We start from the raw sequence: 22269 nt of genomic DNA on the forward strand, positions 1-22269 counted from the left end.
CCTGCAGACACGCGGCGCCAGGGACTGGTGAACACGGTCAAGGCCCGCCGGTGGATCGAACGCGATGACAAGCAGTTGAAGCAGGAGTTCGGCCTGGACCACGACGACGGGCGTGGTTGGCGGGGCTTCCACCATCACGCCACGCTCTGCATCGCGGCCTATGGGTTCCCGGTGGCCGGACGTTTGCGCGGGACGCATCAAAAAAACTTGTCCCGATGCGCACGACCTGCCTTACCCGAAAATGAGCGCATATGCGACGCACCCGTCAGGCGCCCAGCGCCATTTCGCCGACTCGATCGCTACATGGCGCTGGATGATCGCCATCGCAATCGGCGCAGAACTGCTCGACGAAAAACAACCGCATTTCCGAATTCGATGACACAGCAAGACGAGCAAAGCACACAAGGAAGCCCTGTCATGGCGTTAGCAATCGGCTCGATCGAGCGAGCCACCATCAAATATCCAGGACTGAATCCGCGCAACACTAAGTTGATCGGCTGGGGTGCGGGACAGTTTTTTCGCGACTTCTATCCAGCCATCGCTCAGCAGTTGAACTTGCAGTACACCATCTGCCCACGGCCGGAGAATCAGGGAACGACTGTCCATGGCTTGCCGGTCAGAGCACCTTCGGCGCTGGAGGACGAATCGGTCGATGATGTGCTGATCGTTATCTTCTCCAATCACGCAGCAGAGGTGATGAACCAGATCGCAAGGGCACATGGCAGTTTCCGCACGGTGCGTGCCGTCGAATACGACCAGGGCAGCATTGCACTGCTGCAGGAATTGCAGGATTTCTCGCGTTTGTTGCCCGAGCTGCAACTGTCGCGCCAACTGACAAAGGCGGATACCGGCATCTTCGTGCAGGGGCTCGCGTTCGACTTTACGCCCTTGGTGCTGGCCTGGAATCGCCTGCGTTTCCCTTGGGCGTACCAGTGCATGGTGACCTGGGACCACCAACCAAGTGCGCTGCTGGACCGCTGCAGGCCCTGGCTGGATAAGCTGATTTTGGTGCCTCAACCGGACAACCTGGGTCTGCATTACCGTAATGCGGTGCTGCGCTCCGCACGCCTGGGCGTTGAGCATCTGGCTGAGCAAGGTATCAAGTTTGCGGTGCGTTGCCGTAGCGACAACGTGCTGAACGGCTCAATCCATGACGCCATCAATACCTATTTTAGAGGCAAACGCAATCAGGGAAAAATCGCAATTTCTTTGGGAGGAGGGTTTCGAAACATCCCGTTTCTTTTCACCGAGAAAGCCATGCTTGGCAGAACGCAAGACATGCTGGCTTTGTGGTCGATGCCAGAGGATCCGCGATCGGCAAATTATGCAGACGACGAATTGTCTCCAATGAACGAACTTGCACCCAATCGGCATTTTCAACAGATAAGCCAATACGCCTTCGAATCGTCGTTGTGGAAGGACTACGCACGCCGGCTTGGCTTCCCGGCCGAGACACTGGTCGATAGCTATCGCTTTGCACAGTCCCGTCTGCTGGCACTGGAGCCGCATATGAGCTGGACATCCTTGAAGCTTGTGTCGTTGTTCAATGTGGCTCGCGACAACAGCTATGGTTTCTCGTTGGACTTGTGGAACCGGCTGTTCACCGACAGCGATGCGGTGCTGGAGGCTGCCGAGGCAGTCAGCCGGCTGGAGCTCAACTCCACCGATTTTTGGCAAGGCAGAGTCGGCTGAGCCGCCCTAGCGACTCAACGCCATCGGTTGCCAGGAGGCTTCTATGACTTACGCCATCATCATCCCCGCGCGACGCGACTCCTCGCGTCTGCCCGGAAAACCGCTGATCCAATTGGGCGGTGTGCCCATGATCGTGCGCACCTATCAGCAATGCGCCAAGGCCGCGCCGGCCGAGCAGATTCTGGTCGCCACCGACTGCGATGTGATTCAACGTACCTGCGAGCAGGCCGGCATCCGCACCTTGATGACCTCCAGCGACTGCCTGACCGGCACCGATCGTGTTGCGGAGGTCGCACAGCAACTCGATGTGGACACCTACATCAATGTGCAAGGCGATGACCCGTTATTCAATCCGCAAGACGTGCGCCTGCTGATCGACGCGGCGGTAGCGGCGCCCAATGATGTGATCAATGGTTACTGCCCTGTCGCCAACATCGACGAGTTCCGCAACCCGAGCGTGCCCAAGGTGGTCGTGCGTCCAGACGGGCGTCTGTTGTACATGTCGCGCGCGTCGATCCCGATCACCAAGCAAGGCGAGTTCCGGCGTGCCTGGCGGCAGGTGTGTGCGTACGCGTTTCCCAAGCGGGCATTGCAGGCATTCGCGTCGGTGACGTCCAAGACCGCGCTTGAAGATATCGAAGATATCGAGATCCTGCGGTTTCTGGAATTGGGGTTCGAGGTGCGGATGGTGCAAATGAGCAATCAATCGATCGCGGTGGATACGCCTGCAGATGTAGTGCGTGTTGAGGCAGCATTGCGTGCGAGGCAGTTCGCCGAGTCCACTGCACCATGACGCAGGACAACGCTCCCCCCATGCACTCGCCGATCTGCGGCACCTCCGATCTGAGAAATGAAGAACATGCCCAGGCGTATTCGCCACGCAAATTTTTCGACCAGTTGCTGGCCACGCAGATGCCAGTCATTCTGGACGTAGGAGCGCACCGTGGCGAGTCGATCCACTACTTCACTTCCATCTATCCGGATTGCCAACTGTATTCATTCGAGCCGGACCCGCTGAACTTCGCAGAATTGCAAAAGGTGGCTGCGCAATTTGGTAGCACCGCCGTCTGCGTGGCGCTGGGAGAAAAGGAAGAGGTCAGCCACTACTACCGGCAGGACATCTCGCACCTGGGTGGATTGCTGCCAATCGATCCGGCTTCAAACGACTCTCTGGGCTATGCGCGAAAGGCATCCAATGAGGCCATCGCAGTCAACAAGACCACGCTCGACTGCGCATGCGCTGGGCTGGGAATCACCCACGTGAATATCCTGAAGATCGATGTACAGGGATTCGAGCGCCATGTGCTGGAGGGCGCCGCGAAGATACTGCAAGACACCGACTGTGCGGTAATCGAGATCGGGCTGTACGACTTCTACGGCAAGACCAGCAGTTTCGTGGACGTGGTCAACCTGATGCAGGCATCCGGGTTTTCGCTGTGGGACATCGCGAAGGTCTCGAAGAACCCCAAGAGCCTGCGTACCGATTGGATCGAGGTGGTGTACCGCAAGGATCTTTCTCTACAGCCTTCGCCGGCACAGCTTTGATGGCAGTGCCTGGGTGATGGCTTGGTAGTCACCGGCATTTCAACGGCACGCTTGTTGCATCTTGGGCTAGGCTGAGTACTGCCCAGTTGCACCCCGCGGGTGCTCGATGGCATGTACTGCTTTCCCTCAACGCCTCGCCGTGGATGCACTTTGACTGTTCAGGACAATCGATCGCCGATGACCTCCACCGCACTCGTCAGCATCGTCATGCCGACCTACAAGCCGCGCTACTTCGCGCAGGCGCTGGACAGCGTGCTGGCACAGACCTATCCGGCGATGGAGCTGGTGATCTGCGACGACAACGCCGATGGCGCCATCGAGGCGGTGCTGGCGTCCAGGTTGGCGGATGCGCCCTTCCCCATTCGCTATCACCGCAACACGGCACGGCTTGGCGAGCTCGGCAGCACGATCAAGGGGATCGGCCTGGCGCAAGGCGAATACGTCAAGTTCCTGCACGACGACGATGTGCTGCAGCCGGACTGTGTTGAGCAACTGGTGGAGGCGATCGAGCGCAACCCGGGCACGGCGATGGCATCGTCGCGTCGGTTGCGCATCGACGACGATGGCGCGCCGTTGCCGGACATCCTGGCTACCTGCTTTCCGTTTGCCGACGACGTGCTGATGGACGGGCCGGAGCTGGTGTCGTTCCTGGCCGATCACACCATCAACTTCATCGGCGAGCCGAGTTGCGTGCTGGCACGCCGCGCCGACCTGCTGGCGCTGGGCAACGCGCTGATGACGTTGAACGGCAAGGCCATCCACTGGGTTGGCGACCTGGCGATCTACGTCAAGCTGCTGCGTCACGGCAACCTAGCCTTGCTGTCCAGTCCACTCACGCATTTCCGGGTGTCCAGCGCGCAGTTCAGTCAGGCCGGGCGCAATCAGCCCGGCATCGGCGACCAGGGGCACGAGGATCTGCGCCAGGGCATCCGCCAGCTGGGTTGGCGGCGCGAGACCGGGGACAACCGCCAGGTGCGGGTTGCCCCGCTCAGCCCGCACAAGGCGCGGGTGTTCAAGTCGGTGGATCTGGTCAACGCCTTGATGCAGAGTGCAGGAATGGCCGAGCGGGTGTCGCCGGCCACCTGGCTGGGCGTGCGTCATCCCAGCACCGTGCAGCGCGCGTTGATCGATGCCCGCTTGCAGGCGCATGCCGGCGGGCCGCGCATTGCCATATTGCTGATTGATCGTCACGGCGATGCCGCGGGGGTGGCAGCAACGCGGGACAGCCTGGACGCGGTGGCCTGCTATCAACAGCATCAAACCTGGGTCGTCAGCAGCTCACCGCAGCAGGTTGCGGCGGATGGCGAGCACGGCGTACAGATCGACGCGCATGGCTTGGCGGCAACGCTCAACCGGGTCATCGCCGCACAAGACGCGATCGATTGGGTGCTGCTGATCGATGCCGGCAGCCTGTTCACTGCCAGCGGCCTGCTGATGCTGGCCCTGGAAATGCTCGCGTTGCCCGACGACTGCCAGGCCATCTACGCCGACGAAGTGATGGCGCTGGACAACGGCCAGCTGGGGCTGGCGCTACGACCCGCGCTGTATCTGGACATGCTATTGAGCGCGCCGGCGACGCTCTCGCGGCACTGGATGTTCCGGCAGCGCACGCTGCTTGCCGATGGCGGCTTCCCCACCGGGCCCGGCGCGGCATTCGAACTGGATTACCAGCTCGGCCTGGTCGAGCGTTACGGGCTGGCCTGCATTCGACATATCGCCGAACCCTTACTGATTGCATCGACCACGCCGCAGCATGCCGACGACGACGAACGGCAGGCGATTGCGCGTCATCTCGCCGAACGCGGCTACGTGGACGCCATGGTGCATAGCACCGGGCCCGGCCTGCATGCGGTGGACTACCGTCATGCACAGCAGCCGCTGGTCAGCATCCTGGTGCTGGTCGATGGCCGTTTGCCGCAGGTGCAGCGCTGCCTGGAAAGCATCCTGGCCAACACGGCCTACCCGCATTACGAGGTGCTGCTGCTGGATCGCGACAGCGCCGCTGCGGACCTGCGCGCTTGGCTGGCCGGCATCGATGCGCTGGGCACGCAACAGATCCGCGTGTTGCGCTTTGCTGCCGAGCCTGCGCGCGAAGCGGTCTGCAACGCGGCCGCCGAACATGCACGTGGGGACGTGCTGTTGTGGCTGTCGGCCGGCGCTGCGGTGATGAAGGCCGATTGGCTGGAGCAACTGCTCAACCACGCACTCCGCCCGGAAGTGGGTACGGTGGCCGGCAAGCTGCTGCGCGGCGATGGCACCGTGCATCACGCCGGTCTGCTGCTGGGCCTGGGGGCACCGGCGGCGCGCGCCTTCGAAGGCAGTGCGTTCGACGAATCCGGCTATCTGCAGCGCCTGCAGCTGGATCAGAACTACAGCGCGCTCAGTGGCGAGTGTCTGATGCTGCCGCGCCAGTTGTTTATCGACGCAGGCGGTTTTGCGCTGGAGCCGGCACTGGCGCAGTGGAGCGATGTCGACCTGTGCCTGCGCCTGCACCAGGCCGGGTACCTGAATGTGTTTGCGGCGCGGGCGCAGCTGTTGATCGATCCAGCGGAGCGCACGCCCGCCACGGCGCTGGACGAAGAGGCGATGTACGCGCGTTGGCTGCCGGTGATGGCCAATGACCCCGCCTACAACCCGGGATTTTCGCTGGACCCGGGCGCCGGCTTCGCGCTGGCCGATCCGCGCGCCAGCTGGCGGCCGTTGCAGTCGTGGCGGCCGCTGCCGAGCGTGATCGCATTGCCGGCCGATATCGAGGGCTGCGGCCACTATCGGGTGATCCAGCCGTTGCGCGCCCTGCGCGAGGCCGGGATGGCCGAGGGCGTGCTGTTCAACGGCTATCTGGAGATCAGCGAGCTGGCGCGTCAGGATCCCGACGTGGTGATCCTGCAACGCCAGGTCGGCGAGCCACGGCTGGAAGCGATGCGGCGGATGAAAGCGTTGTCGCGCGCGTTCAAGGTCTACGAGCTGGACGATTACCTGCCCAATCTGCCGCTGAAGAATGCCCACCGCGAGCACATGCCCAAGGACATTCTCAAGACCATGCGGCGCGGGTTGGGACTGGTGGACCGCTTTGTAGTGTCCACGCCTGCGCTGGCCGAGGCGTTTGCCGGGCTGCACAGCGATATCCGCGTGGCCGAAAACCGCTTGCCGCCTCATTGGTGGGACCAGTTGCCGGCGCGAGGCGAGCGCCAGGGTGGCAAGCCACGGATTGGTTGGGCCGGCGGTGCCAGCCATACCGGCGATCTGGAACTGATCGCCGACGTGGTGCGCGAGTTGGCCGACGAAGTCGAGTGGGTGTTCATGGGGATGTACCCGTTCGCGCTGCGCCAGCACATCCATCACTTCCAGCCTGGCGTGCAGATCGACCACTACCCGGCCGCGCTGGCAGCGCTGGATCTGGATCTGGCGCTGGCGCCGGTGGAGCAGAACCTGTTCAACGAGTGCAAGAGCAATCTGCGGCTGTTGGAGTACGGCGCCTGTGGCTATCCGGTGATCGCCAGCGATGTCCGCTGCTACCAGGGCAACCTGCCGGTGACGCTGGTGAAAAACCGGTACCGCGACTGGATCGGCGCGATCCGTGCGCATCTGGCCGACCCGGCCGCCTCAGCGGCGAAAGGCGCAGCGTTGCGCGAGGCAGTGCACCGCGACTGGATGTTGAGCGGCAGCCATCTGGACACCTGGCGAGCCGCCTGGTTGCCGGACTGGCGCGGGGACACTGCTTCAGCCTTCTCCCGCTTGCGGTAGAACGGATGTGGGGCTGTGTGTGAATTGACGGTGTTGCCCTCATCCGGCGCTGCGCGCCACCTTCTCCCGCCTGCGGGAGAAGGGAAGCCTGGCTGCGCGTGATCTGTCGGTTGCACTGCAATTGGTCGCCTACCGGTTCCCTTCCCCCGCTTGCGGGGGAAGGTGCCCGAAGGGCGGATGGGGGCGATATCGCTGCAACGCCCCCGCCGACAGGTGCGACCGGAATGTCCCGTGCCGGAATCCTGGCGCGATTTCGGCACGCCGCTTGCATTGGTGTGGATGCCTCCCTGGCTGACCGCACCCATGAGCGACTCCGTTACCTCCATCCTCTCGCAGATCCGCAGCTACCAGACGCAGATGGGCCAAGGCCCGATGGGTGCGGTGGGCGATGCGGCGCGTGGCAACCAGATCCAGGGACTGGCCGGCGCGCAGGGAACACCGGCAACCCAGGCACCGAGCTTCAGCGAGACCTTGCGCGGCGCCATCGGCGGCGTCAACGAGGCCCAGCAGAAGGCCGGCGCGCTATCCAAAGCATTCGAAATGGGCGACCCCACTGCCGATCTGGCACGTGTCATGGTCGCCTCCCAGCAGTCCCAGGTGGCCTTCCGCGCCACCGTGGAAGTCCGCAACCGTCTCGTCCAGGCTTATCAGGACGTCATGAACATGCCGCTGTAAAGGTTGACGACACATGGCACTCGCGATCAGCAAAGAAAACATGAACCAGAACGCCGAAAAGGCGGGGCAATGGTTCGACCGTGTCCGCAGCCTGCAGATCACCCGCAAGCTGACCATGATGGCGATGATCTCCCTGGCGGTGGCGGCCGGCCTGGCCGTGTTCTTCTGGTCGCAAAAGCCCGGCTATCAGTCGCTGTACACCGGCCTGGATGAAAAGGGCAATGCCGAAGCGGCCGACCTGCTGCGTACCGCGCAGATTCCCTACAAGATCGACCAGGGCACCGGCGCCATTTCGGTGCCGCAGGACCGTCTGTACGACGCCCGCCTCAAGCTGGCCGGCTCCGGCCTCACCGGCAAGGAAACCGGTGGCGGCTTCGAACTGATGGAAAAGGACCCGGGCTTCGGCGTCAGCCAGTTCGTGGAAAACGCCCGTTACCAGCACGCGCTGGAAACCGAACTCTCGCGCACCATCGGCACCCTGCGCCCGGTGCGCGAAGCCCGTGTGCACCTGGCCATTCCCAAGCCCAGCGCCTTCACCCGCCAGCGTGATGTCGCCAGCGCCTCGGTGGTGCTGGAGCTGCGCGGCGGCCAGGGCCTGGAGCGCAATCAGGTCGATGCCATCGTCAATCTGGTGGCGTCCAGCATTCCGGACATGACCCCCGAACGCGTCACCGTGGTCGACCAGAGCGGCCGCATGCTCTCCATCGCCGACCCCAACAGCGACGCAGCCCAGCACGCCGCCCAGTTCGAACAGGTGCGCCGCCAGGAAAGCTCCTACAACCAGCGCATCCGCGAACTGCTGGAGCCGATGACCGGACCGGGCCGGGTCAATCCGGAAACCAGCGTGGACATGGATTTCTCGGTAGTCGAAGAAGCCCGCGAGCTCTACAACGGCGAGCCGGCCAAGCTGCGCAGCGAGCAGATCAACGACACCAGCACCACAGCCACCGGCCCGCAGGGTCCTCCGGGTGCCACCAGCAACAGCCCCGGCCAGCCGCCGGCGCCGGCCGCTGCAGGCGCACCGGGCACCCCGGCTGCCGCCAACGGCCAGGCCGCCGCAGCGGCCGCGCCGACCGAAAGTTCCAAGAGCGCCACCCGTAACTACGAATTGGACCGAACCTTGCAACACACCCGCCAGCCGGCCGGTCGCATCAAGCGCGTCTCGGTGGCGGTGCTGCTGGACAACGTCCCGCGCCCCGGCGCCAAGGGCAAGATGGTCGAACAGCCGCTCACCGCTGCCGAGCTCACCCGTATCGAAGGCCTGGTCAAGCAGGCAGTGGGCTTCGACGCGGCACGCGGCGACACGGTGTCGGTGATGAATGCCCCGTTCGTGCGCGAAGCGGTGGCGGGCGAGGAAGGCCCGAAGTGGTGGGAAGACCCGCGCGTGCAGAACGGTCTGCGCCTGCTGGTCGGTGCGGTGGTGGTGCTGGCGCTGCTGTTCGGTGTGGTGCGCCCCACCCTGCGTCAGCTCACCGGCGTGACCGCCATCAAGGAAAAGCAGCGCAAGGGCAGCAACGATGGCACTCCACAGAGTGCCGACGTGCGGATGGTCGATGACGAGGACTCGCTGCTGCCGCACATGGGTGAGGACACCGCCAGCATCGGGCAGGAGCGCAAGCCGGCGATCGCCCTGCCGGACGCGTACGAAGAACGCATGCGTGTTGCGCGCGAAGCAGTCAAAGCCGATTCAAAACGTGTTGCACAAGTCGTAAAGGGATGGGTCGCCAGTGAAGCCTGATACACCACCGATGACCGGCGTACAACGCGCTGCCGTGCTGTTGCTGTCGCTTGGGGAAAGCGACGCAGCCGAAGTGCTCAAGCACATGGACCCCAAGGAGGTGCAGAAGATCGGCATCGCCATGGCCACCATGACCGGCATCTCGCGCGATCAAGTCGAGAAGGTGATGGACGACTTCAACGGCGAACTGGCCGGCAAGACCTCGCTGGGCGTGGGCGCCGACGACTACATCCGCAACGTACTGATCCAGGCGCTGGGCGCCGACAAGGCCGGTGGCCTGATCGACCGCATCCTGCTGGGCCGCAATACCACCGGTCTGGACACCTTGAAGTGGATGGATCCGCGCGCGGTGGCCGACCTGGTGCGCAACGAACACCCGCAGATCATCGCCATCGTCATGGCGCATCTGGACAGCGACCAGGCTGCCGAGGCCCTGAAGCTGCTGCCTGAGCGCACCCGCGCCGACGTGCTGCTGCGCATCGCCACCCTGGACGGCATTCCGCCCAACGCCCTGAGCGAGCTCAACGACATCATGGAGCGTCAGTTTGCCGGCAACCAGAATCTGAAGTCGTCCAATGTGGGCGGCATCAAGGTGGCGGCCAACATCCTCAACTTCCTGGACACCGGCGCCGACCAAGGCGTGCTGGGCGAGATCGGCAAGATCGACGCCGACCTGGCCGGCAAGATCCAGGACCTGATGTTCGTGTTCGACAACCTGGTGGACCTGGACGACCGCGGCCTGCAGACATTGCTGCGCGAAGTCTCCGGCGAGCGCCTGGGCCTGGCCCTGCGCGGCGCCGACGTCAAGGTGCGCGAAAAGATCACCCGCAACATGTCCCAGCGCGCGGCCGAAATCCTGCTCGAAGACATGGAAGCGCGCGGCCCGGTGCGTCTGGCTGACGTGGAAGCGGCGCAGAAGGAAATCCTCACCATCGTCCGCCGCCTGGCTGACGAAGGCGCCATCAGCCTGGGCGGCGCCGGTGCAGAGGCCATGGTATGAACGACGTGGTCACCCGCTGGCTGGCCCCGGACCTGCACCTGGCCCCGGCTGCGCCAGACACCGAATTCGACGCACCTGCCGTGTATGAGCCGGTGCTGCGTCCGCCGACCCTGGAAGAGATCCAGGCGATCGAGGATGCCGCCCAGCAGGAAGGTTTCGCACGCGGGCATGCCGAAGGTTTTGCCCAGGGCCAGTCGGAAGTGCGCCGCCTGACCGCGCAGATCGACGGCATCCTGGACAACTTCACCCGCCCGTTGGCGCGGTTGGAAAATGAAGTGGTCGGTGCGCTCGGCGAGCTGGCCGTGCGCATCGCCGGCCAGTTGGTCGGGCGTGCCTATCAAGCCGACCCGCAGCTGCTGGCAGAGTTGGTCGGCGAGGCGGTCGATGCCGTCGGCGGTGCCGGCCGCGAGGTCGAAGTGCGGCTGCACCCGGACGACATCACCGCGCTGCTGCCGCATCTGGCACCCACCAGCACCACCCGCGTGGCCCCGGACATGAGCCTGAGCCGCGGCGACCTGCGTGTGCACGCCGAAAGCGTGCGCATCGACGGCACCCTGGATGCGCGCCTGCGGGCCGCGCTGGAGACAGTCATGCGCAAATCCGGAGCGGGCCTGTGAGCGCCCTGTTCGGTGCCACCCCGGCCGATTGGCTGGATGCGCGCAACCTGCGCCTGGCCACCCGGCTGGGCACGCTTGGCCTGGAGCCTGCCGCCGGACGCACCCTGATCCGCGAAGGCATCCTGCGCCGCGCCGTGGGCCTGACCCTGGAAGCGACAGGCTGCGAAGCGCCGATGGGCGCCACCTGCAAGGTCGAAGTCGATGGCGGCTGGGTCGATGCCGAAGTGGTCGGCTTTGCCGGCGAACGGACGTATCTGATGCCCAGCGCCGAACTGCACGGCTTGCTGCCGAATGCGCGCGTGGTGCCCTCGCGGCGCCGCGGCGGCGTGGAAGTGGGCGAAGGCCTGCTCGGCCGCGTCATCGACAGCGATGGCACCCCGCTGGACGGCAAGGGCCCGATCCGCGGCGAAGGCAGCGTCAGCATGGCCGGCATGTCGATCAACCCGCTGGCGCGCGAACCCATCACCACCTCACTGGACGTGGGCGTGCGCGCCATCAACGCCATGCTGCCGATCGGCCGCGGCCAGCGCGTGGGCCTGTTCGCCGGCTCCGGTGTCGGTAAGTCGACGCTGCTGGGCATGATGACCCGCTTTACGTCGGCCGACGTCATCGTGGTCGGGCTGATCGGCGAACGTGGCCGCGAAGTGCGCGATTTCGTCGAAACCACCCTGGGCGAGGAAGGCCTGCGCCGCGCCGTCGTGGTCGCCGCCCCCGCCGACCGTCCGCCGCTGGCGCGCCTGCACGGCGCCTACCGTGCCACCGCCATTGCCGAATGGTTCCGCGACCAAGGCTTGAACGTCTTGTTGCTGATGGATTCGCTGACCCGCTTCGCCCAGGCGCAGCGCGAGATCGGCCTGTCGGTCGGCGAGCCGCCGACCACCCGCGGCTACCCGCCGTCGGTGTTCGCCAAATTGCCGGCGCTGGTGGAACGGGCCGGCAACGGCGCCAAGGGCCGGGGCTCGATCACCGCCTTCTACACCGTGCTGACCGAAGGCGACGACCCGCAGGACCCGATTGCCGACGCCGCCCGCGCCATCCTGGACGGCCATATTCTGTTGTCGCGTCGGGTTGCCGACAGCGGCCTGTATCCGGCCATCGACCTGGAATCGTCGGTCAGCCGCGTGGTGCAGGACATCGCCGACGACACCTGGCGCCTGCGCATCCGCAAGCTCAAGCGGCTGCTGTCTGCCTACACCGCCAACCGCGATCTGATCGCCATCGGCGCCTACCAGCGCGGCAGCGACCCGGCCACTGACGAAGCCCTGGCGCGCTGGCCGGAAATCGTCGAATTCCTTGGGCAGGACGTGCACAAGGCGTCGGTCCTGAGCGATAGCCTGTCCGCATTGCAACAACTGGTCGAACCCGAGAACTAATTCATGATGCAGTCCAAACGGATCGACCCATTACTGCGCCGCGCGCAGGAACAGGAAGACAAGGTCGCTCGCGATCTGGCCGAACGCCAGCGCGTGTTGGAGACCCACCAGTCGCGCCTGGAAGAACTGCGCCGCTACGCCGAGGAATACGCCAACAGCCAGATGGCCGGCACCAGCGCAGTGGCCCTGACCAACCGCCGCGCATTTCTGGACCGCCTCGACAGCGCGGTGCTGCAACAGGCGCAGACCGTGCAAAGCAACATCGCCAAGGTCGAAGCCGAGCGCACCCGCCTGCTGCTGGCCAGCCGCGAAAAACAGGTGCTGGAGCAATTGGCCGCCAGTTACCGCGCCCAGGAAAACAAAGTGATCGAACGCCGCGACCAGCGTGAGATGGACGACCTCGGCGCGCGTCGTTCGCGTCTGGCCCGCAGCCAAGACACCCACGGAGAATCCGCATGACCCCCCTGTCCGCCTTCGCCGCCGGCCTCGGCGCGCTTGCCGGCACCGGCAAGAAATCCAGCTACAGCGACCCGTCGTCCGAACCGGACGCAGGCCAGGACCAGTTTGCGCGCATGCTCAATCCGGCCAACACGCCGAACCAGGCCCCGCCGCAGGCGCCCGAACGCGTGCCCGCCAAGCAGGCCGCACCCAAGTCCAATCAGTCCGACAACACTCGCAACGACGAGGACACCCACGACGACGCGGCCGGCGATGCCACCGCACGGCCGCGGGCGCAGGACGGCGATGCCAAGCCGGCCAAGTCCAGCACCGCCAAGGACGCGGCAGCTTCCGACAAGAGCACGGCCGGCGCTGCCAGCAAGACCGGCAAGAACACCAAGACCGCCACCGCGACGGCCAGCGAAGACGCACCAGCAGAGGCGGCAACTGCATCGGCGACCGATGCCGGCTGGCCGCCGGCGGGCCTGGGCGGATTCGGCATGGGCCTGCTCGCACAGGCATTGCCGGGTGGCGATGTACTGGCTGCCGCCGCCGCGGCGCTGACCGCCAGCATGGCCGGCGCAGCCAACGCCGCAGCGACGGCCACAGCACTGCCGACCGATGCAACCGCAGCCAACGCCACTGCGGGTGCTGGCACCACCCTTCCCGCGCTGGGGGCTCTGGTGCCGGCCGCCGCTGCAGGCGCCAAGCCCATGTCGACCACCGCCGTGAGCGGCGACGCACAGACTGCCGCGTTGATGAGCATGGCCACCAAGACGCTAGATCCGTCCGCCGACGATAGCGCCGCTGCGGCAGCGCCGGACGCCCCGGTGTTCGTGCTGCCGACCACCACCGCGCCGGCGCTCACCCGCCTGCAGGACGCTGCACCGATCTTCAGCGCCTCGCCCACCCCCACCCCGGATCTGGGCAGCGACTCCTTCGACGATGCCATCGGCGCACGCATGAGCTGGCTGGCCGACCAGAAGATCGGCCACGCCCACATCAAGGTGACCCCGAACGAGATGGGCCCGGTCGAGGTGCGTTTGCATCTGGACGGCGACAAGGTCAACGCCAGCTTCACTGCCGCCAATGCCGACACCCGTCAGGCGCTGGAACAGAGCCTGCCGCGGCTGCGCGAAATGCTCGGCCAGAACGGATTCCAGCTGGGCCAGGCCGATGTTGGTCAGCAACAGCAGAACCCGTCCGGCAATCGCAATGGTGGCAACGACAGCGGCAACGGTCTCACCCTGGACGACACCCCGCCCGTCGGAATTCCGTCGGTGGTGTTACGCCAGCGTGGATTGCTGGACGCCTACGCCTGAGGTAGCGCGCCGGGCAGGCCCAGGTGCCGCAAAAAATCGCGCCTTGGCCACTTGCTGATGACGCCCTTCCACCCTCGCAGCGCAAGGCTTGCGGGGGTTTTTCGGTTTGCACGCTGACTGCGCCAGGAAACCGGCGCGGTTTTGGCATGCCAATTGCAATGACAGGGTGAGCATTCCCCTGGAGCACACTGTGGCAGCGGCCGAAAAACCCAAGAAGACCGAAGACAAAGACGACAAGGGCGAGAAGAAGAAGGGCGGTAAGAAGCCCATCCTGCTGGTCGCCATCGGCGTGGTGGTGTTGGCCGCTGCTGGCGGCGGCGCCTGGTTCTTCCTGGGCCATAAGGCCGATGACAAAGGCGGCAAGCACGCGCCCAAGGTGGCCGAGGTGCCCAAGCCGGCGCAGTACTTTCCGATGGACCCGGCGATCGTGGTCAACCTGGCCGACCCCGGTGATGGCCCGCAGTACCTGCAGGTCGAAGTGCAGCTGGTCACCCGCGACCCGGAAGAGCTCAAGCTCATCACCGAGAACGCCCCGGCCATCCGTGCGCACCTGTTGATGCTGCTGTCGCAGACCAAGGCCACCGACGTGGCCGACCTGGCCGGCAAGCAGAAGCTGCAGAAGGCCGCCCTGGCCGAAGCGCAGAAGGTCATGACCAGCGAGACCGGCAAGAAGTGCGTCGAAGAATTGCTGTTCACCAGTTTCGTTACTCAGTAAGGCCTGTCCATGAGCGTCAGTGATCTGCTTTCCCAAGACGAGATCGATGCCCTGCTGCATGGCGTGGATTCGGGCGCGGTCAACACCGAGCCGGAGCCGCTGCCGGGCGAGGCCCGTCAATACGATCTGTCCAGCCAGGACCGCATCATCCGTGGGCGCATGCCGACGCTGGAGATGGTCAACGAGCGCTTCGCGCGACTGTGGCGCATCGGCCTGTTCAATCTGATCCGGCGCTCGGCCGACCTGTCGGTGCGCGGCATCGACCTGGTCAAGTTCAACGAGTACATGCACTCGCTGTATGTGCCGACCAACCTCAATCTGATCCGCTTCAAGCCGCTGCGTGGCACCGGCTTGATCGTGTTCGAACCCACGCTGGTGTTCACCGTGGTGGACAACTTCTTCGGCGGCGACGGCCGCTATCACACCCGCATCGAAGGCCGCGAATTCACCGCCACCGAGATGCGCGTGGTGCAGCTGATGCTCAAGCAGACCTTCGCCGACCTGAAGGAAGCCTGGGCGCCGGTGATGGACGTGGACTTCGAGTACATCAACTCGGAGATCAACCCGCACTTCGCCAACATCGTCACCCCGCGCGAGTACGTGGTGGTGTGCCGCTTCCATGTGGAGCTGGAAGGCGGTGGCGGCGAAATCCACATCACCCTGCCGTATTCGATGCTGGAGCCGATCCGCGAACTGCTCGATGCCGGCATCCAGAGCGACCGCAACGACCGCGACGACTCCTGGAACGTGATGCTGCGCGAGCAGCTGGACACCGCCGAGGTGACACTCTCCAGCGTGTTGGCCAGCAAGCGCATGAGCCTGCGCCAGCTCACCGGTTTGAAGGTCGGCGACATCCTGCCGATCGACCTGCCCGCCCAGGTGCCGCTGTGCGTGGAGGAGATCCCGCTATTCACCGGCGAATTCGGCGTTTCCAATGGCAACAACGCCGTCAAGATCACCGCCGTACGCCCGCCCGGCGTGCAAGCCCCACGCGCCGTTCCCTCCCAGGACTCCAGCAAATGATCAATTCCGACATCCTCGACGCCGCGCCTGCCACCTTCGACAGCCTGCAGGCCGAGCACGACCAGAATGCCACCGACCTCAACCTGGACGTCATCCTGGACGTGCCGGTGACGCTGTCGCTGGAAGTGGGCCGCGCGCGCATTCCGATCCGCAACCTGCTGCAGCTCAATCAGGGCTCGGTGGTGGAACTGGAACGCGGCGCCGGCGAACCGCTGGACGTGTACGTCAACGGCACCTTGATCGCGCATGGCGAAGTCGTCGTCATCAACGATCGCTTCGGTATTCGCCTGACCGATGTGGTCAGCCCCAGCGAACGGATCCGGAGGCTGCGGTGATCGGCCTGCTGACCACCGTCGCGCCGGTGGCGGCCAAGGCCACCCAGGTCGGTACGCAGGCGCCGTCCTCGCCCAGCCTGTTTGGCGCGGTCTTTGCATTGCTGTTGGTGCTCGCGCTGATCGTCGGTCTGGGCTGGTTGCTCAAGCGCATGCCCGGCAGCGGATTCCGCAGCACCGAGGGCTTGCGTGTGGTGACCAGCCTGGCAGTCGGTGCCAAGGAACGTGTGGTGGTGGTGGAGGTGAACGGCCAGCAGTTGTTGCTCGGCGTGACCGCCGGCGGCATCAGCACGCTGCATACCTTGCCCGAACCGCTGCCGACCACGCCGGCCCCCACCCTGCCCACTTTCAAGCAACTCCCCAATTTCGCCCAGCTGCTCGCACAGAAGCTGCGCAAGGATCCGTGACATGTTGAGCCGTTGGAATCGTTGGGGGCGCAGCGTGCGCCTGGTGCTGATCCTGCTGGTGATGAGTTGCCCGATGCTGGCCGCGGCCACGCCGGCTGCCCTGCCGGCGATGGCGCAAGCCGCTGCACCGGCTGCAACGCCCGCCGCGGTGCCGGCCGGTTCCAACCAGCTGCCGTCGCTGCCGAACGTGAGCGTGGGCCGCATCGGCGACCAGCCGGTGAGCCTGCCGCTGCAGACCTTGCTGCTGATGACGGCGATCACCCTGCTGCCGTCGATGCTGCTGGTGCTGACCGCTTTCACCCGCATCACCATCGTCCTGGGCCTGCTGCGCCAGGCACTGGGAACCGGCCAGACGCCGTCCAATCAGGTGCTGCTGGGCCTGTCGATGTTCCTGACCGCGCTGGTGATGATGCCGGTGTGGCAAAAGATGTGGGGCGCCGGCTTGCAGCCGTACCTCAATAACCAGATCGATTTTTCCACTGCCTGGACACTGACCACTCAGCCGCTGCGCGCCTTCATGCTCGCGCAAATCCGCGAAACCGATCTGATGACCTTTGCCGGCATGGCCGGCGACGGCAAGTACGCCGGCCCGGACGCGGTGCCGTTCCCGGTGCTGGTGGCCTCGTTCGTGACCAGCGAACTGAAGACCGCCTTCGAAATCGGCTTTCTGATCTTCATCCCGTTCGTGATCATCGATCTGGTGGTGGCGAGCGTGCTGATGTCGATGGGCATGATGATGCTCTCGCCGATGTTGATCTCGGCACCGTTCAAGATCCTGTTGTTCATCCTGGTGGATGGGTGGGTGCTGGTGGTGGGGACGCTGGCAGCGAGCTTCAACGCGTCGTAGCTGCAAGGGCTAGCTCTCGCGCTTTGCCATCGCTTCGCGCGATCGCGCCTAGCTCTGGCTTTCGCTTCCGGGGCCCACACCACCGCGGCAGGCCATTCGGGGTAAACCCGCAGGGGCGGCGCGCATGGATGCGCGACGTTTTTCAAAGGGACATGGACGTCCATTTGAAAAATTCCCACGTGGCCGCCGCTGCGGTATCGGGGATTGGGAAGCCAATGGCCAACGCAAAGACAAAGACTAAAGACAAAGACAAAGACAAAGACAAAGACAAAGACAAAGACAAAGACAAAGCATCACGCCCTCCGCCCAAAACTCAAGCCCAGCGACAGCGACAGCGACAGCGACACACTAACGGCAAGGCCAATCGCAAGGATGCAACCGGCCTCACCCACTGCCAAAGCGCCGGTCAAGCCCAAATCCCGAACCACCCATCCCCAATCCCCGCCCCTTTGGCACCGCACTTGCATCAGCACCTCCCATGAGCCCTGAAATCGCCCTGACCGAATTACGTGGTGGCCTGGTCACCGTCCTGTGGATCGCCGGGCCGATGCTGCTGGCCGTGCTGGTGGTTGGCGTGGTGATCGGTGTCGTGCAAGCCGCGACCCAATTGAACGAGCCGACCATCGCTTTCGTGGCCAAGGCGGTGGCGTTGACGGCCACGCTGTTTGCCACCGGCAGCATGCTGCTGGGGCATCTGGTGGAGTTCACCATCGCGCTGTTCCAGCGCATACCGCATCTGATCGGCTAGCGGGCCAGCGCGGATGGATTCTGCAACCCAAATGGTGATCGACGGCCAGCGCGCGTTCGCGATGGTCGGGGCGATCATGTGGACCATGCTGCGCACCGGTGCGTTGCTCACCGCAATGCCGTTGATCGGTACGCGGGCAGTGCCCGGGCGGGTGCGGGTGATGCTGGCCGGTACGTTGGCCATGGTACTGGCGCCGATCCTGCCGCCGGTGCCGGAGTGGGACGGTTTCACCGCGCAGGCCGTGCTGAGCATTGCGCGCGAGCTGGCGGTCGGGGCCAGCATGGGCTTCATGCTGAAGCTGATTTTCGAAGCCGGTGCATTGGCCGGCGAACTGGTGTCGCAGTCCACCGGCCTGTCGTTCGCGCAGATGTCCGACCCCATGCGCGGGGTGACCTCCGGCGTGATTGCGCAGTGGTTCTATATCGGTTTCGGGCTGCTGTTCTTCGCGGCCAACGGTCATCTGGCGGTGATTGCACTGCTGGTGGACAGCTACAAGGCCTTGCCGATCGGCACCGCATTGCCCGATGCCGGGGCATTCGCCGAAGTGGCGCCCACCCTGTTCCTGCAGATCCTGCGCGGCGGGCTGACTCTGGCCTTGCCGATGATGGTGGCGATGCTGGCGGTCAATCTGGCCTTTGGCGCGTTGGCCAAGGCAGCGCCGGCATTGAATCCGGTGCAGTTGGGCTTGCCGCTGACGGTGTTGCTGGGGCTGTTCCTGCTCTCAAGCTTCGCCAGCGAATTTGCCCCGCCCGTGCAGCGCATGTTCGATACCGCCTTCGATGCCGCCAGAGAATTGACCGCGTAGTCCGCCGTTCAAGTTTGTGATCGACAGGCCGTCAATCCCACTGACTTATTGATGCTCACACGCCTCAACCACCTACCCATCCAACGGGGACCGATGTTCAAGCTGCATATGCTGTTTGCCCTTTCTGCGCCGCAGCGCATCGCGTTCTGGGTCTGGCGCGGGCTGTTCGTGGTCGCATTCGCAACGGCGGGCATCGGAAGCACGCGCGCGCAGAGCTACAGCTTCCACGATTACGCGCAAAGCGATGGTCTGCAAGGCATGAGCATCACCGGCTTGGTCGAAGACCGCCGCGGTGTGGTCTGGGTGGCGACCGAGCTGGCCTTGCACCGTTTCGAGCGTGATCGTTTCATTCCGGTCGGCCAGGGTCAGGGGCTGGATGCGCGCTACACGCGCGCGCTGACGCTGGATCATGCCGGGCGCCTGTGGGTGGCCACCGCCAACGGCGTCTTCGTGCGCAACGGCGAGCAGTTCGTGCAGGTGCTGGATCACGGCAAACGCATCCGTGCCGACGCCGGCAATGTCATCGCGGCCTACCGCACCGGGGTTGCGGTGCTCAGCAACGGCGCGCTGCTGGCACTGACGCCAGCGGCCGACGGCCATTGGCAGGTCCAACCGCTGCCGGTGCGCACCGCCGACGGCAAACTGCGTGCGCCGGGCACGACGCTGTTGGCCGATGGGCAATTCCTTTGGGTACCGTGCGATGCCGGAGTCTGTCGCCTGGATGCGCGCGGCACTGTGGTCGAAGCGCTGTCCGAAGCCGATGGTGTGCCGGCGCGACGCTGGCGGGTGATCTTCCGCGAACGGGGCGGACGGTTGTGGTTGCGCGGCGGCGGCAAGATCGTCTCGCGCGAACCCGGCGCCACCCGTTTCAACGACCACCCGGCCAATCCGGAAAACAGTTTCAATACGCTGTCCGGCTCGACCACGATGGTGGAAGACTCGCGTGGACGCATGGTGACCCGGTCCGATCATGGCCTGGTGCGTTGGGAAGGCACGCACTGGACCGATATCGGCGCCGACCAGGGCCTCCAGCTGGAGGCCCTGGTCGGCCCGTTGCTGCTGCAAAGCAACGGCACGCTATGGCTCGGCACCCGCGGAATGGGCGTGCAGCGGATGCTGGGCTACGGCAGCATCGAGCACATGACCGAAGCGCAAGGCATGCCGCCAGCGCCGACCTGGACCATGCAGCGCCTACCCGACGGCATGCTCGCCGTCGGTGCCGACGGTGGCGCCAGCCTGTTGAAGCGGAATGCCACGCATGCGCAGCCATGGCTGCTGGAAGACGGTGCGGTGTTGTCGCAGGCACTGAACATCACCGTGGCGCCCGATGGTGCGGCCTGGGTGTCGTATTACTCCGGCGCCATTGCCCGGCGCGATCCGCTCACCGGGGTGACCCGCCGCGTGATGGATTTGCCCATGGCCGGCTACAAATTGCTGTTCGACAAGGTCGGGACGGTGTGGATCGCGACACCGCGCGGCCTGGTCCGCGGCCAGGCCGCCCCGCCCTATGCCCTGGCCCCCGAACCGGCAATGGAAGGCAAGTTCATCGGCGATATCGATTTCGATCGCCAGGGCCGGCTGTGGGCGGCCACCCGCGATGGCCTGTATCGCCGCCACGGCGATACCTGGGTGAAGATCGCCGTGCGGGGCAGCTTGCCCAGCCAGGACATGCTCCAGATCGACTTCGCACCCGACGGCGAAATCTGGTTGTCGCTGCGCGACACCGGCCTGTGGCACGGCCGCCTGCAAGGCGACGGCAGCCTGCTGTTGCAGGCGGTGGACGACCCGCTGATTTCCAGAATCATGCCCTTCATCCTGCGCCACGACCGCAAGGGGCGATTGTGGGTGGGCAGTAGCCAGGGGCTGGATCTGTACCAGAACGGTCGTTGGTCGCGGATCACCCGTGCTGAGGGGCTGCTATGGGACGACATGTCGTCCAACGCCTTTCTGGAAGACGACGACGGCAGCATCTGGATCGGCAGCAGCCGGGGGCTCAGCCATCTGCGCGACCCGCAACGGCTGTTCGCCGCGCAACCGCTGCGGGTCGAGATCGCCGAGGTACGGCGTGGTGCCCGGATCGTGCATGCCGACGCGTCGCTCGCCTGGTCGGAAACGCCGCTGGAGATCGAGTTGAGCACGCCCGGCGTGGAGGGCGGCACCGACCGCATCAGCTTCCGCTACCGGGTCAAGGCCCGCCAGGCGCGCTGGACCACGTCCTCGCTCAGCCACCTCACCTATCCGCTGCTGCCACCGGGTAACTACACGCTGGAGGTGCAGGCGCTGGATGCCTATCAGCGCAGTGCCAGCCCGATCGCGCGCTTTCAGTTCGTCATACGTCCACCATGGTGGCGCAGCATCGCTGCCATCGTCGGCTACCTGCTGTTGGCCGTCGTGGCAGTGATCGCTCTGCTGCGCTGGCGCACCGCCAAACTGCTGCGGCGCAAGCGTGAACTGGAGCAACTGGTGGCCGACCGCACTGCCGAGCTGGAACAGGACAAGCGCGATCTGGAAGCGGCGCGCACCGAACTCTCGCTCAAGGCCACCCACGACGAACTCACCGGCCTACTCAACCGCGCCGGCATCCTGGCCGCATTGCGCGAGATGCTGCTGCATGCCGCGCGCAGCGGGCGTCCGTTGGCGGTGGTGTTGATCGATCTGGACCACTTCAAACTGGTCAACGACCAACATGGCCATCTGGCCGGCGACGCCGTGCTGGCCGGGGTCGGCCGCCGCATGGATACGCTCATCCGCGGCGACGACCGCATCGGCCGTTATGGTGGCGAAGAATTGCTGGCGCTGCTGCCAGGGCTGAACCTGGATGCCACGCATCGGCTGGATGCCCTGCACCGCGGCATCTGCGGCGACTACCCCATCGATGGCGGCTGGCTGCACGTCACCTGCTCAATCGGCGTGGCCTGGTTCCAATCTGGCGAAACGCTCGAGCAATTGCTGGCGCGCGCCGATGCCGCGCTTTACAGGGCCAAGCGCAGCGGCCGCAATCGGATCGATTACGACCACGTGCCCCTGGATGGTCTTGGCCAGGTGTAATGGCAGGTCTTGACGATGGACCGGCAGCAACGCGCATAACGCAGCCACACGTTGCACCCCATCCCACGCGGACGCTTAAGACAGGTCAACACTGACAACGCATCGTAATGCCGCAAGACGCATACGCCTGCGCCTGCCAATCGCACGCTTTGGAAACGGCTGTGGGAACCGTGTATGGGCCACGTGTGCACACGCGCGCG

At 65.0% G+C, this 22269-nt stretch carries 19 protein-coding genes; all 19 read left to right on the forward strand.

Annotation, left to right across the window (positions count from 1 at the left end; translation table 11 throughout):
• Positions 1-27 precede the first annotated feature (27 nt).
• The 19 genes from XpruCFBP8353_RS24635 to XpruCFBP8353_RS16265 all read left to right on the forward strand — a co-directional run bounded on the left by XpruCFBP8353_RS24635 (position 28) and on the right by XpruCFBP8353_RS16265 (position 22069).
• Positions 28-1692, forward strand: coding sequence for a hypothetical protein (locus XpruCFBP8353_RS24635; protein ID WP_407071315.1), 1665 nt, complete (start codon positions 28-30; stop codon positions 1690-1692).
• Positions 1693-1735: 43 nt separating this feature from the next.
• Positions 1736-2485: a 3-deoxy-manno-octulosonate cytidylyltransferase gene (locus XpruCFBP8353_RS16180; RefSeq protein ID WP_101364120.1), complete on the forward strand. Its 750-nt coding sequence runs from the start codon at positions 1736-1738 to the stop codon at positions 2483-2485.
• Entirely contained in the window at positions 2482-3237 is a 756-nt protein-coding gene (locus XpruCFBP8353_RS16185; RefSeq protein ID WP_101364121.1) for an FkbM family methyltransferase, read from the forward strand. Before XpruCFBP8353_RS16180 ends, XpruCFBP8353_RS16185 begins: the two co-directional genes overlap by 4 nt.
• 207 nt (positions 3238-3444) lie before the next feature.
• A complete protein-coding gene (locus tag XpruCFBP8353_RS16190; protein WP_101364240.1) occupies positions 3445-6981 on the forward strand; it encodes a glycosyltransferase in 3537 nt (1178 codons plus the stop codon).
• A 303-nt stretch (positions 6982-7284) separates the two neighbouring features.
• Positions 7285-7656: a flagellar hook-basal body complex protein FliE gene (gene fliE, locus XpruCFBP8353_RS16195; RefSeq protein WP_065467883.1), complete on the forward strand. Its 372-nt coding sequence runs from the start codon at positions 7285-7287 to the stop codon at positions 7654-7656.
• A gap of 13 nt (positions 7657-7669) precedes the next feature.
• Complete coding sequence (gene fliF, locus XpruCFBP8353_RS16200; protein WP_101364122.1) at positions 7670-9394, forward strand: flagellar basal-body MS-ring/collar protein FliF; 1725 nt, start codon at positions 7670-7672, stop codon at positions 9392-9394.
• A gap of 10 nt (positions 9395-9404) precedes the next feature.
• Positions 9405-10394, forward strand: a complete 990-nt coding sequence (gene fliG, locus XpruCFBP8353_RS16205; protein WP_101364123.1) for a flagellar motor switch protein FliG — start codon at positions 9405-9407, stop codon at positions 10392-10394.
• Positions 10391-11011 (forward strand): FliH/SctL family protein, encoded by a 621-nt coding sequence (locus XpruCFBP8353_RS16210; RefSeq protein WP_101364124.1) that lies wholly within the window; start codon positions 10391-10393, stop codon positions 11009-11011. Before fliG ends, XpruCFBP8353_RS16210 begins: the two co-directional genes overlap by 4 nt.
• Entirely contained in the window at positions 11008-12384 is a 1377-nt protein-coding gene (gene fliI / locus XpruCFBP8353_RS16215) for a flagellar protein export ATPase FliI (RefSeq protein ID WP_101364125.1), read from the forward strand. Before XpruCFBP8353_RS16210 ends, fliI begins: the two co-directional genes overlap by 4 nt.
• A 3-nt stretch (positions 12385-12387) precedes the next feature.
• Entirely contained in the window at positions 12388-12843 is a 456-nt protein-coding gene (gene fliJ / locus XpruCFBP8353_RS16220; protein WP_101364126.1) for a flagellar export protein FliJ, read from the forward strand.
• A complete protein-coding gene (locus XpruCFBP8353_RS16225) occupies positions 12840-14144 on the forward strand; it encodes a flagellar hook-length control protein FliK (RefSeq protein WP_101364127.1) in 1305 nt (434 codons plus the stop codon). The genes fliJ and XpruCFBP8353_RS16225 overlap by 4 nt, the downstream gene beginning before the upstream one ends.
• Positions 14145-14310: 166 nt before the next feature.
• Positions 14311-14859, forward strand: coding sequence for a flagellar basal body-associated FliL family protein (locus XpruCFBP8353_RS16230; RefSeq protein WP_207759660.1), 549 nt, complete (start codon positions 14311-14313; stop codon positions 14857-14859).
• Between the two features lie 9 nt (positions 14860-14868).
• Positions 14869-15882, forward strand: a complete 1014-nt coding sequence (fliM, locus tag XpruCFBP8353_RS16235; RefSeq protein ID WP_101364129.1) for a flagellar motor switch protein FliM — start codon at positions 14869-14871, stop codon at positions 15880-15882.
• A complete protein-coding gene (fliN, locus tag XpruCFBP8353_RS16240; protein WP_016904992.1) occupies positions 15879-16217 on the forward strand; it encodes a flagellar motor switch protein FliN in 339 nt (112 codons plus the stop codon). The genes fliM and fliN overlap by 4 nt, the downstream gene beginning before the upstream one ends.
• Positions 16214-16621: a flagellar biosynthetic protein FliO gene (gene fliO / locus XpruCFBP8353_RS16245; protein WP_101364130.1), complete on the forward strand. Its 408-nt coding sequence runs from the start codon at positions 16214-16216 to the stop codon at positions 16619-16621. The genes fliN and fliO overlap by 4 nt, the downstream gene beginning before the upstream one ends.
• A gap of 1 nt (position 16622) precedes the next feature.
• Positions 16623-17468 (forward strand): flagellar type III secretion system pore protein FliP, encoded by an 846-nt coding sequence (gene fliP, locus XpruCFBP8353_RS16250; protein ID WP_101364131.1) that lies wholly within the window; start codon positions 16623-16625, stop codon positions 17466-17468.
• Positions 17469-17946: 478 nt separating this feature from the next.
• A complete protein-coding gene (locus XpruCFBP8353_RS16255; RefSeq protein ID WP_005917968.1) occupies positions 17947-18216 on the forward strand; it encodes a flagellar biosynthetic protein FliQ in 270 nt (89 codons plus the stop codon).
• Between the two features lie 13 nt (positions 18217-18229).
• The gene (gene fliR / locus XpruCFBP8353_RS16260; RefSeq protein ID WP_039432418.1) at positions 18230-19021 is read left to right on the forward strand and encodes a flagellar biosynthetic protein FliR; all 792 of its coding nucleotides are present in this window, start codon (positions 18230-18232) and stop codon (positions 19019-19021) included.
• 93 nt (positions 19022-19114) lie between these two features.
• Complete coding sequence (locus tag XpruCFBP8353_RS16265; RefSeq protein WP_101364132.1) at positions 19115-22069, forward strand: ligand-binding sensor domain-containing diguanylate cyclase; 2955 nt, start codon at positions 19115-19117, stop codon at positions 22067-22069.
• Positions 22070-22269 lie beyond the last annotated feature (200 nt).

Origin of the sequence: Xanthomonas prunicola, from assembly GCF_002846205.1 — a bacterium.
GTDB classification, from domain to species: domain Bacteria; phylum Pseudomonadota; class Gammaproteobacteria; order Xanthomonadales; family Xanthomonadaceae; genus Xanthomonas; species Xanthomonas prunicola.